Source organism: Chitinimonas arctica (assembly GCF_007431345.1).
GTDB lineage: Bacteria > Pseudomonadota > Gammaproteobacteria > Burkholderiales > Chitinimonadaceae > Chitinimonas > Chitinimonas arctica.
Window position 1 is genome coordinate 1,022,540 of record NZ_CP041730.1, and the last position, 12,075, is coordinate 1,034,614.

Consider the following 12,075-nt stretch of genomic DNA (forward strand, 5'->3'; position numbering starts at 1 on the left):
GACGAAGCGCCGTACACCGCTTATGCCGGGACAGCTACCTGCATCACATCGGCCAAGGCCAATGCCAACTCGTCGATACGCGCCGTATCCAGACCGGCCAGGTTGATGCGGCCGCCAGCCACGACATACACCGCCGCCTCGTCGCGCAGCTGGGCAATCGCCTTGCCGTCCAGCGGCAGCATCGAGAACATGCCCTGGTGCGTGCACAGATAGTCCGCCGCCACGCCTTGCGCAGCCAAGGCCTGGGTCAATAGTACGCGGGTGGTTTGCACCCGCAGCCGCATGGCCGTCAATTCCTCATCCCAAAGCGCGGTCAGTTCGCTGGATTCCAGAATGCGGGCCACCAGCTCGGCACCGTGATCCGGCGGCATGGTGTAACTGCGGCGCGCCAGCTCGAACAATTTACCGCGCACCGCCGCTACCGCCTGGCTGCCGGCCTTGACCATGGCCGCGCCAGTGCGCTCGCGATACAGGCCGAAATTCTTGGAGCAGGAGTACACCAGCAGCATTTCGGCCGATGCATCGGCCAGCAGGCGCAAACCTGCCGCGTCGGCTTCCATCCCCGCGCCGAAGCCCTGGTAGGCCAGGTCCACGAAGGGAATAAAGCCCTGCTTGGCCACCATGGCGGCCAGGCGTTGCCAATCCGCCGCCGCCAGATCGACGCCGCTGGGATTGTGGCAGCAGCCGTGCAGCAATAGCACGTCGTCCTGTCCCAGACCCGCCACCGCATCGAAAAAGGCCTCGCGCCGCAGGGTGCCGCTGGCGGCGTCCAGGTAGGGATAGTGCTCGACCGGCAGACCCGCCGCGCGCATGACCGGCGCGTGGTTGACGTAGCTGGGATCGCTGATCCAGACGCGTGGCAAGGGCCGATCCGTGCCGCTGCGGCTGCTGACCAGCAGATCCGCCAGCAAGCGCAGGCCGCCGCTGGCACCCGGTGTCTGCATGCTGACCCAAGCAGCGGTATCGGCTGCGTCGCCCAGCACCAGCTTTTCCACTGCCCGGTTGAAGCGCGGATTACCGGCCAGGCCCACATAGCTCTTGCTGCTCTGCTGCGCCAGCAATTGGCGCTCGGCCTCGCGCACCGCCAGCATGACCGGCGTATTGCCGGCCGCATCGCGGTAGACGCCTATGCCCAGGTCCAGCTTGTGCGGGCGCGTATCGTTACGGAAAGCTTCGGCCACCGACAAGATGGGATCGCTGGCGGCGGGAGGCAGGGACTGGAACATGGCGGACATCCTTGGAAAACATCAACACGTGGCGGCGACGCATATCGTCGCGCCGATCTTTACTTGGTCGCGCGGAGGCGGTAACCGCTGGCCAGCACCACGCCGGCCACGATCAGCAACATGCCCAACAGCGAAGCGGGGCCGGGCAGTTCGCCGAACAGCGGCACGGCCAGCAAGGAGGCGACCACCGGCGTCAATGCACCGGCGGCGGCGGCGCGTTCGGCACCCAGTCTGGAAATTGCGTAGGCGTAGCAGAGGGTGGACAGCAGCCCCACGCCCAGGCCCTGGATGGCCACGTGGAAGGCCAACTCGCGCGCCGGCAGGGCAGCCAGGCCCACGGGTGGATGCCCCACCAGCCAGATCGACAGCATGGCCAGCGAAACGGTGGAAATCAGTGCAGCGCCTTCGACCGGGCTAAGCCCGGACTTGCGCAGCGACACGGTGAAATTGGCCCATAGCAGGCTGCCGAACAGGCACAGCGCATAACCGCGCCAGATCTCGCCGGTACCATGATTGAGCGCCAGCAAGGTGGCGACGCCCAGCGCGATCAGGGCCAGCGCCCTGCCCCGCCCGGCCGGCAGCGCCTGCCGAAAGACCAGCACACTGATGGCCGCAACGAACAGCGGCAGGGTGCCGGGAATCAGAGTACTGCCGTCGCTGACCGGTGCGTGGCGCATGCCCAGACCGGCCACCAGGAAGTAAGGCAGGCCGCTGCCGATCACGATCCCCAGCAAATGCCGAAGCGGCACGGCGGCGATCCGGCGCCAGCGGCTGCACAGCACCGGCAGAAATATCAGGCCGGCGGGACCGAAACGTATCAAGGCCAGCTCGTCCGGCGCCAGATGCGCGCGGGCGCCGGCCCGCAGCGACAGAAAGAAGCTTGCCCAGATCAATACGGTGACCACCAGCGCCGCCAAGCCCAATTGGGTATGGAAGGGCCGGGCGGTGGCATCACGCGATAAGGGAAGAGCGGACTGCGCGAGCGAAGAGGACATGAGGGGCACCGGCAACGGGACGATAGCGAGATTGTCCGCCGTTTTGCAGGGCGTTTTTGGGCAAATTTCTTGGCTGAAGCCAAATAATTTAGCGTTTTTCGTCAATATTCGCGCTAATATTGACTAAAACAACCAACCAGCACAGAGACCTGATATGGACCGCATCGATCGGCAATTGCTGCAACTGCTGCAGCAGGACGGACGACTCAGCACGGTGGAACTGGCCGAAAAAGTCGCGCTCTCGCCCTCCCCCTGCGCCCGGCGGCTGAAGCGGCTGGAAGACAGCGGCATCATCAGCGGCTATCGCGCGGTGCTGAACCGGAACCTATTGCAGCTGGCCACCACGGTGTTCGTGAACGTGCGATTGATGCATCACCGCGAGGATGCGGTCAGGCTGTTCGAGGAGGCGCTGGCGGCCATGGACGAAGTGATCAGCTGCCACGTGGTATCCGGCGCGTTCGACTATCTGCTGGAGGTGGTGGTACGCGACCTGCAGGATTACGAAAAGCTGGTGCGCAAGTTGCAGGCGCTGTCCATGGTGCAGGACATCACCAGCAACTTCGCCATCCGCATGGTCAAGAGCGACGCGCCCTTGCCCCTGTAAGGCAGGAAGGGCCGATCACAGCGTACGCTTCAACCAATGCGCCAGTTCGCCGACCATGCCGCGGCGGAAGGCCATGACGCAGACGACGAAGACGCAGCCGATGGTAACGGTGACCCACGAGCCCAGCGAAGCCAGTTCGTTATGCAACACACCGACCGTGACGGCGCCTACCACCGGCCCCAGCAAGGTGCCCATGCCACCCAGCAGTGTCATCAGCACCACCTCGCCCGACATATGCCACGATACGTCCGATAACGAAGCCAGGCCCACCACCAGAGCCTTGGTGGCGCCGGCCAGTCCGGACAGTCCGGCGGAGAGGACGAAGGCGGCCAGCTTGTAGCGATCGACCCGGTAGCCCAGCGAAAGCGCGCGGGCTTCGTTCTCGCGAATGGCTTTCAGTACCGTGCCGAAGGGCGAGTTCACCGTCCGCCAGATCAGCCAATAGCCGCCGAAACTCACCGCCAGCACGAAGTAGTACAAGGCCAGCGGTAGTTGCCGGTCGCCGAATGCCACGGTGGCCGATAGATCGACCAGGCCCAGCAAATGGCCGCGCGGTATACCCTGCAAGCCATCCTCGCCGCCGGTAAAGGGCAGTTGCAGGCAGGCAAAGTAGACGATCTGCGCCAGGGCCAGCGTCACCATCGCGAAATAGATGCCCTGCCGGCGAATGGCCACCATCCCGACCAGCAGCCCCAATACCGTCGCACCAGCGGTACCGAACAGGATGCCCAGTTCCGGCGTCCATCCCCAATCACGTAGCGCCAGCCCGCTCAAATAGGCGGCGCTGCCGAAAAAGCAGGCGTGGCCAAAACTCAACAGCCCGCCAAAACCCAACAATAGATTGAAGGCGCAGGCGAACAGGGCAAAGCACATCAGCTCCATCACAAAGCTGGGGTAAATGCCGAAAGGGATAATGGCGGCCGCCGCCAATGCCGCCAGCCAGGGCCAATAGGCGGTACGGCGCCGGGTGGGTTCGAACGGTATCGCTTCGCCGACGTTCAATTGCCGTGCTTCCATATCAGGCCTCCTTGCCGAATAGGCCGGCCGGTCGCCACAGCAGCACCAAGGCCATTACGATAAAAATCACGGTATTGGCCAAGGGCGGGTAGAACACCTTGACCACGCCTTCCAGCAAGCCCAACGCCAGGCCGGTCAGGATGGCGCCCATGATGGAGCCCATCCCGCCTATCACCACCACCGCGAACACGATAATGATCAGGTCGGACCCCATCTTGGGACTGACCGAATAGATGGGCGCGGCCACCACGCCCGCCAGGCCGGCCAGTGCCACGCCGAGGAAATAGGTCAGCGTGCGCAGCAAGGGCACATCGATGCCGAAAGCACGGGTGACGTCCGGGTTCTCCGTACCGGCCCGCAGATAGCTGCCCAGCCGGGTACGCTCGATCAGGAACCAGACCGCGAAGCAGACCGCCAGCGACAAGACGATGGAAAACAGCCGGTACTTGGGAAAGAACATGAAACCCAGGTTGACGGCCCCTTCCAACACCGCCGGCTTGCCGTTGTAAGGCTCGCCCGCCACATTGAAATAATTGCTGAACAAGCCTTCCAATATCAGCGCCAGGCCAAAGGTCAGCAGCAGCCCGTACAGATGATCCACCTGGTATAGGCGCCGCAACATCAGCCGTTCGATCAGCACGCCCAGCAATCCCACCAACAGCGGCGATACCAGCAGCGCCGCCCAGAAAGACAGCCGCACGCCTTCGTCGCCCAGCCATTTGCCCAGGAAGTCATAGCCCAGCAAGGCCACGAAGGCCCCCAGCATATAGAAGGCGCCGTGGGCGAAATTCACTACGTTGAGCATGCCGAAAATCACCGCCAGGCCCAAGCTCAACAAGGCATAGAAAGCGCCGTTATTGAGCCCGAGCATGGCCTGCGAAAGGATGGCCTGAAGGGATATATCCATGAATGACCTCGTGGGCGCTGAGCACCGGTACCGGTCACCGCCGGTACCCTGTCCATGCTATTTCTTGATCAAGGCACACTCGCTGGCCGATAGGGGCTTGAAGGCCATGTCGCCCGGGATGGTGGCGAGCAGCTTGAGCTGGTCCCATACCGAACGCGATTCGCTGGGCTTCTTGACCTGCACCAGATACATATCGTGCACCATGCGGCCATCCTCGCGCAGCTTGCCGCCCTTGGCGAAGAAGTCGTTGATGGGCAGCTCGCGCATCTTCTTCATGACCGCTTCCGGCGTATCGGTACCGGCCGCCTTGATGGCATTCAGGTAATGCATGGTGCTGGAGTAGACGCCGGCATGCACCATGGTGGGCATGCTGCCGGCCTTGGCCAGGAACTTGTTGCCGAAGGCCCGGGTATCGCTGTTGATGTCCCAGCTGTAGGCGGTGGTAAAGGTCATGCCCTGGGCGGCGGCCAGTCCCAGTGCCTTGACGTCGCTATCGAATACCAGCAAGCCCACCAAGGTCTGGGTCAGGCCGAACTCCTTGGCCTGCTTGACCGAATTGACGAAATCGCCGCCGGCATTGGCCAGTCCGATCACCTTGGCGCCGGAACCCTGCGCCTGCAAGAGATAGGACGAGAAATCGGTGGTGGCCAGCGGATGCTTGACCGTGCCGGTCACCTTGCCGCCCAGGCTGGTCACGATCTTGGCGGCATCGCCCTGTAGCGCCTGGCCGAAGGCATAGTCGGCCTGCAAGAAGAACCAGCTGTCCGCACCCTGCTTGACCAGGGCGGTCGCGGTGCCCTTGGCCAGCGCGTAGGTATCGTAGGCATAGTGCACGCCGTAGGCGCTGCACTCCTTATTGGTCAGGGCAATGGAACCCGCGCCGTTATTGATGGTAATGCGGTGCTTTTCCGCGCCGATCTTCTGCACGGCGATACCCACCCCGGAATTGACCAGGTCATTGATCATATCCACGCCCTGGGTATCGAACCACTCGCGTGCCTTGGCCGCACCGATATCGGGCTTGTTCTGATGGTCGGCCGAGATGATCTCGATGGGCTTGCCCAGGACCTTGCCACCGAAATCGGCGACCGCCATCTGCGCCGCCAATACCGAACCCTTGCCGGACAAACCGGCGTAGACGCCGGACATATCGGTCAGGATGCCGATCTTGACCACATCGCCCGACACGGGTCCGGCCCAGGCCACGCCGGGCATCGCCAGCGCGACGGACAGCAAGAGGGGTTTGAAGGGTGCGTGCATGAATGTCTCTCCGTTTTTTATTTGGGGGTGGATGCGAGGAAGCTATACGCCTAGGTATTTGTTCAGCCGGCCGGTACTGGCCGCCAGTTCATCGGCGGCGATGGTGTCCACTACCTGGCCGTGCTCGATTACGTAGTGCCGGTCGGCCATATCGGCGGCGAACCGGAAGTTCTGCTCCACCAGCACGATGGTGTAGCCGCGCTGCTTGAGCAGATGCACCGTTTCACCCAGCTTGCGCACGATCACCGGGGCAAGCCCCTCGGTAATTTCGTCCAGCAGCAACAAGCGGGCGCCGGTACGCAGGATGCGCGCCATCGCCAGCATCTGCTGTTCGCCGCCGGACAGGCGGGTGCCCTGGCTCTTGCGCCGTTCCCACAGATTGGGGAAGAGCTGGTAAATCTCGGCCACGCTCATGCCATCGCTACGCACACGCGGTGGCAGGTTCAGGTTCTCCTCCACCGACAGGCTGGAAAAAATCGCCCGCTCCTCCGGGCACCAGCCCACCCCCAGGTGGGCAATCTTGTGGGTCGGCATCTGGATGGCTTCGCGGCCATTGATCACCACCGAGCCGGCGCGGCGGCCGGTCAAGCCAAGAATGGACTTGAGCGTGGTGGTGCGCCCCGCCCCATTGCGGCCCAGCAGGGTCACCAGTTCGCCGCGCCGCACCCCGAAATCGATGCCATGCAGGATATGCGACTCGCCATAGAAGGCATGCAGGCCGGTAACACGCAGCATTTCGCCGCCGTGATCGCGTATTTCAGCCATGGCCGGCCTCCGTTTCCGCTACGGGTTCGGCACTGCTTACACCCAGATACGCTTCCATCACGCGCGGATCGTTCGATACCGTCGCATAATCGCCTTCCGATAGCACCTGGCCGCGTGCCAGCACCGTAATGCGGTCGGCGAGGCTGGAAACCACCTTGAGATTGTGTTCCACCATCAGGATGGTGCGCCCCGCCGCTACCCGGCGAATCAGTTCGGTCACCCGCTGGACATCCTCCATCCCCATGCCTTGGGTCGGTTCGTCCAACAACATCAGGCGCGGCTCCAGCGCCAGGGTGGTGGCGATCTCCAAGGCGCGCTTGCGGCCATAGGCCAGTTCACCGGCCAGCACCGGGGCGAACTCGGTCAGGCCGACATCGGCCAGCAGGGCCATGGCCCGCTCGGTCAGGGCATCCAGCCGGCGATTGGAGGACCAGAAGCGATGGCCGCCACCGGCCACCCGCAGCAGCGCCACGCGGATATTGTCCAAGGCGCTCATATTGGGAAATACCGCCGAGATCTGGAAGGAGCGGATCAAGCCGCGCCGCGCCACCTCGGCCGGCTTCGCGGCGGTAATATCGTGGCCGTCGAATATCACCCGCCCCGTGCTGGGCGGTAAAAACTTGGTGAGCAGATTGAATACCGTGGTCTTGCCGGCGCCATTGGGGCCGATCAAGGCATGGATGCTGCCCCGCCTCACCTTCAGATCGACCGCCGTTACCGCGCTGAACCCACGGAACTCGCGGCCCAAGCCCTGGGTCTCCAGGATGATTTCATCTTGCATCGCTTCTCCGTTTCGGCCGGGCAACCGCGCCTCACTATAGCCGGCGCAATACGCCCCTGCAGAGAGATGGCAAGGTCCATGCCAGGGAGGCTAATTCCTTGATAGTTATGATAGGTAGGCCGATGGACGGTTGGTCGCGTGCGCCAATCCAGCCGGAGCTGTCTTATTCGCCGGACAAGCATGGCCACCTCCACGGTAGCGCCAGATAAACACCGTCCGGCCTGGCGGAATAGCTGTCCATACACACGGATACGGCGGATTTGGCGGACATCGTCGCAACTATCCACACACCCTGTGGACAAACATGGGCATAAGCACGGGACAAACACCCTAAAGCCTTGGTCGGTAGCCGATATATATGGACTGCCTATTATTTAAGCGCCTATATCAGCGCCTATCCGGCCTTGCCGCCGGACTGGTCGAAATCTGCCTGCCGCAAGCCTGCGTGCTATGCGGCGGCGGCAGTGGCGAGCAAGGGATATGCTCACCCTGCCTGGCCGACCTTCCCTGGCTGGACGAGGCATACTGTCCGGCCTGCGGCCTGCCCAGCCCCTTGGCCGAGCGCTGCGGCGCCTGCACACGCTCACCGCCCGCCTTCGATTCCACCCTGGCTGCCTGGCGATATGAATGGCCGTTGGACCGCCTGATACCCGCCTACAAATACGGCGGACAACTGATCCTCGGTGCAGCCCTCGCCGACGGCCTGCTGGCGCGGCTGCGCGCCCGCCCCCGTCCCGATTGCCTGCTGGCCATGCCGCTGCACCCGCAGCGCCTACGCGAACGGGGCTTCAACCAGTCGCATGAACTGGCCCGCCGCTTGGCGCGCAAACTGGAGCTACCACTGCTGCACCGTGGCATTGCCCGCATTCTCCACACCCCTCCTCAAGCCAGCTTGGCCTTGGCAGAAAGGCGCAAGGCCCTACGTGACGCGTTCACGGTGGAGCGGGATCTGCATGGGATGCGTATTGCCGTGGTGGACGACGTCATGACCACCGGCGCCAGCCTGGATGCCTTGGCCAATGCGCTGAAAGCTGCCGGAGCCTTTCACGTCGATTGCTGGGTCCTGGCTCGCACCATTTGAGGGTAAGGCGGGACGGTAGGAAGAACACCGGCTAAGCGCTAAACTGCCCTACCCTGCCTGAAGAATCATCCTATGTTCGCCGTCATCCTGTTCCAGCCCGAAATCCCTCCCAATACCGGCAATGTCATCCGCCTGTGCGCCAACACCGGCTGCGAGCTGCACCTGGTCAAGCCACTGGGTTTTCCGCTGGAAGACGCCAAACTGCGCCGTGCGGGGCTCGACTACCATGAATACGCCAGCATGCGGGTGCATGAGAGCTGGGAAGACTGCCTGCAAGCAATGGCCGGCCGCCGCATCTTCGCCATGACCACCAAGGGTTCGACCCGCTATGACCAGGTCAGCTACCAAGCGGGCGATGCTTTCCTGTTTGGCCGCGAATCGGCTGGGTTGCCGGCTGAATTGCGTGACGGGTTTGCGGAGGACCGGCGGATCAAGCTACCGATGAGGCCGGAGAACCGCAGTTTGAATCTATCGAATGCGGTGGCGGTGACGGTGTTTGAAGCTTGGCGGCAGCAGGGGTTTGAGGGTGGGATGGTGTAGGGAGGACACTGACTTCGTCCCAAGTTCGAAGGTCTATTCTCTGCCCAGCAACATCCAGACCAAACAACGTAGATGGCAACAGCGCGCCGCATCGAACCGTTGCGTCGCCCAAAGCGGATGCGAATGAGCGGCTGCCGTTCGTCGGCTGGGTAACATTTCATTAGTAATTTACTATATATTTCTGCGCTTCCGCAAGGCAGGGTATGCAGACGTGAGCACGGTCAGAGATGACCGGCCAGGAGGCGTTTTGCATGTATTGCCGCTGTTTACGTATGGGGCAAGCATGATTAGACGTGGTGTAATTGTTTTTATCGTTTATTGGTTTCTATCCTTGTCTGCATGGGCCGACGAAAGTTGTGGGCCATTAAATTTATATTCAGGTTCCGCTTCCAAATGCGTGGATCCTATCGTGGGGAAGTGGAAATTCTGGTCTCTAGACTTCCCTCCTGGTGAAAATACAGACTCAGACCTTTTTAATCCACAAAGCTCGGAAGCAAGCTGGGTGAATAAGGTAATCGCTTACCATACCAACCATTGTTTTGACAAACAAACCCCAGTTGAAACGCCTGTATTCGACTGGCCCATTGCGGATACGCCAAACGACGGGGTACGCCATGACCACGTGCTTGGAAAGCGGTGGATAGTGGGTAAGCAACTAAAGACTTTGGATTGGATTATAGGGAAAGAATATTTCTTTACCTGCCCAGATCACATAAAATACAATCTAGGGCAATTTTCGGCTGGGATTACTCAGCAGCGCACAATTCAATGCCCTGCGGGTTCGGAACCTTTTCGCTATATGCCCGGCAAAGGCGAAGAACGCGCCGTTTATCCGATTACGAATGGCCGACAAACATTCGAGGTAGAGCCTCTCGATTATCAAGGCACTATCTATTTCTGCCGAAAAGGCAGTATTTGTCCTAACGGCTGGCAACCTGCCGGAGCGAACGGTGCGTGTGTCAAGGACTTCAAATGGGAAAATCCCAAAAAACCCGCACCGGTACCCGATCCCGTCCGGCCCGATCCGGAAACCAATAACCCAGGCGACCCCGCCATCGTCGATCCCAATCGTGGTGGCGGCGTCGGCGGCGACGGCAGCGGTGGACGCGGCGGTGTCTGCGACAAAAGCGGCAACCCCATCCTATTGACCAGCGGCCGCAAGCAGCAGGTCGAGACCGATTATGTCGGCCATGGTGGCCTGATCGTTCAGCGTACCTACCTGAGCAGCCAAAAGGCCCCCGGCGATAACGGCAACAACGGCCAATGGCGGTTCAGCCTGCTGGGTGCCCGCCTGCGCGCGCAAACTTACATGTCCGAAGCTGGCATCAACCAATTGAACGCCCTAATCGCCTACCGGCCTGATGGTCGCATCCTGCGCTTTAACTGCGACGGCAATACTTGCGCACCCACACCCGACGTAGCCGACCGCGTCGTGCTGAACTGGCGCGATAATGTAGTCACTGGCCGCGTCGAGGATATCAGCCGCGCCGACTACCTGATGGTGGAAGGCGATGTGGAAAGCTACGACCTGCTCGCCGAACGGCTACTGCAAATCAAGCGTCTGGGCGGTGAGCTACTGAAGTACAACTATCAGACCCGCTTTGCCGACGTCAGCCGCTCCATCAACGTCAGCAACACCACCGGCCAGGAGCTGAGTTTCAACTTTGATGCCAACGACCAGGTCTTCCTGGTCGTGGACAGCGCCAAACGCTACCTCCGTTACGGCTATGGCGAGAATGGCCTGATCACGAACGCCATTCGCCAAGATGGCGGCCAACGTCAGTACCTCTACGAACATCCCGGCAACGACACCCTACTGACCGGCATCGTCGATGAACTGGGCGTGCGCTACGCCACCTGGGCCTACGACGACAGCTATCGCCCGATCAGCTCCGAGCATGTCGGCGGCGTGGATCGCGTCACGGTTGCCTGGCCGGCCCGCGATGTAATCGGCGATGTGACTTTGACCAACCCCTTGGGCATAGCCACCACCTACACCATTGGCCTGACGGCCGGCCAAGGCCGCATCGTGGGCGCCACCGGCCCCGGCGGCGCGTCTTGCCCCTATGTCGGCAAGCGCGTGGTCTACAACAATGGTCTGATGACCTTGCACGAGGACTTCGACGGCAAGATCACCACCTATGGCTACGACCCGGTCAGCCAGCTGGAAACCCAGCGGGTGACGGCTGCCGGCACGGCCGATGCACGCAGCACCGAAATCAAGTGGGATCCGACCCGACCGCTGCCCTTGAGCATCACCGAACCCAAGCAGCGCACGGACTTCAGCTACGACACCGCCGGGAATGTGCTGGAAAAATCCGTACTCGACCTGAGCACCAACCAGCACCGCACCAGCAAATTCAGCTATGACGCCAATGACCGCCTGCTGACCAGCACGGACCCTGCCGGCCGCACCACCCGTTTCAGCTACGACGCTAACGGCCAGTTGGCCAGCGTCACCGATACCGCCGGCCTCGTCACCCGCTACAGCGACTACGACACCCATGGCAACGCCGGCAAGGTGCTGCGCCCGGACGGCGTGCTGGTCCAGCGCTATTACGATGAGCGCGGCCGTTTGGGCGCAGTAAACGAGGGCAGCCTCTACACCCGCTACACCTACGACCTTGTCGGCCAAATGACCGGGATGGAACGTTCTACCGGTCAGAAGGTGCGCTATCGCTACGATGCTTCCCATCGTTTGATCGCGATTGAAGACAACCAAGGCAACCGGATCGACTACGTGCTCGATGCAGCGGGCAACCAGCTGGAAGTGAATGTGACCGGCGCGGCCAGCAGCCTGCCGCCGCCCACACCACCCATCGACGGTGGCGGCCCTCCGGCAGCTTAAGCCCGCGCCACCACGACTATCGACGCCCCCTTGCACATCTTATCGGCACGT

Annotated in this window: 11 protein-coding genes; 4 read left to right on the forward strand and 7 right to left on the reverse strand. The window is 61.9% G+C overall.

Going from position 1 to position 12,075, the window contains the following annotated elements:
* Window positions 1–20 precede the first annotated feature (20 nt).
* The gene (locus FNU76_RS04530) at window positions 21–1,226 is read right to left on the reverse strand and encodes an amino acid aminotransferase (protein WP_143856599.1); all 1,206 of its coding nucleotides are present in this window, start codon (window positions 1,224–1,226) and stop codon (window positions 21–23) included.
* Between the two features lie 59 nt (window positions 1,227–1,285).
* Window positions 1,286–2,221: a DMT family transporter gene (locus FNU76_RS04535; RefSeq protein ID WP_143856600.1), complete on the reverse strand. Its 936-nt coding sequence runs from the start codon at window positions 2,219–2,221 to the stop codon at window positions 1,286–1,288.
* 154 nt (window positions 2,222–2,375) lie between these two features.
* Between FNU76_RS04535 and FNU76_RS04540 the strand changes: the two genes are divergently transcribed.
* Complete coding sequence (locus FNU76_RS04540) at window positions 2,376–2,825, forward strand: Lrp/AsnC family transcriptional regulator (protein ID WP_143856601.1); 450 nt, start codon at window positions 2,376–2,378, stop codon at window positions 2,823–2,825.
* 15 nt (window positions 2,826–2,840) lie between these two features.
* On the opposite strand, the gene FNU76_RS04545 is transcribed toward FNU76_RS04540, so the two are convergent.
* Genes FNU76_RS04545 through FNU76_RS04565 form a run of 5 tightly spaced genes read right to left on the reverse strand, consistent with a single transcriptional unit; the run spans window position 2,841 to window position 7,555 of the window.
* Window positions 2,841–3,842 (reverse strand): branched-chain amino acid ABC transporter permease, encoded by a 1,002-nt coding sequence (locus FNU76_RS04545; protein ID WP_143856602.1) that lies wholly within the window; start codon window positions 3,840–3,842, stop codon window positions 2,841–2,843.
* A gap of 1 nt (window position 3,843) precedes the next feature.
* Window positions 3,844–4,749, reverse strand: coding sequence for a branched-chain amino acid ABC transporter permease (locus FNU76_RS04550; protein WP_143856603.1), 906 nt, complete (start codon window positions 4,747–4,749; stop codon window positions 3,844–3,846).
* A 57-nt stretch (window positions 4,750–4,806) separates the two neighbouring features.
* Entirely contained in the window at window positions 4,807–6,009 is a 1,203-nt protein-coding gene (locus FNU76_RS04555) for an ABC transporter substrate-binding protein (protein WP_143856604.1), read from the reverse strand.
* Between the two features lie 42 nt (window positions 6,010–6,051).
* A complete protein-coding gene (locus tag FNU76_RS04560) occupies window positions 6,052–6,774 on the reverse strand; it encodes an ABC transporter ATP-binding protein (protein WP_143856605.1) in 723 nt (240 codons plus the stop codon).
* Complete coding sequence (locus FNU76_RS04565; RefSeq protein WP_143856606.1) at window positions 6,767–7,555, reverse strand: ABC transporter ATP-binding protein; 789 nt, start codon at window positions 7,553–7,555, stop codon at window positions 6,767–6,769. Before FNU76_RS04565 ends, FNU76_RS04560 begins: the two co-directional genes overlap by 8 nt.
* A 358-nt stretch (window positions 7,556–7,913) precedes the next feature.
* On the opposite strand from FNU76_RS04565, the gene FNU76_RS04570 reads away from it, so the two are divergent.
* From FNU76_RS04570 to FNU76_RS04580, 3 genes are all read left to right on the forward strand, one after another.
* The gene (locus FNU76_RS04570; protein ID WP_143856607.1) at window positions 7,914–8,636 is read left to right on the forward strand and encodes a ComF family protein; all 723 of its coding nucleotides are present in this window, start codon (window positions 7,914–7,916) and stop codon (window positions 8,634–8,636) included.
* A 72-nt stretch (window positions 8,637–8,708) separates the two neighbouring features.
* Window positions 8,709–9,176 (forward strand): tRNA (uridine(34)/cytosine(34)/5-carboxymethylaminomethyluridine(34)-2'-O)-methyltransferase TrmL, encoded by a 468-nt coding sequence (trmL, locus tag FNU76_RS04575; RefSeq protein WP_143856608.1) that lies wholly within the window; start codon window positions 8,709–8,711, stop codon window positions 9,174–9,176.
* A gap of 799 nt (window positions 9,177–9,975) precedes the next feature.
* Window positions 9,976–12,024 carry an RHS repeat protein gene (locus FNU76_RS04580; RefSeq protein WP_179958350.1) on the forward strand — a complete coding sequence of 683 codons (2,049 nt, stop codon included), beginning with the start codon at window positions 9,976–9,978 and terminating at the stop codon, window positions 12,022–12,024.
* The last annotated feature ends 51 nt before the right edge of the window (window positions 12,025–12,075 follow it).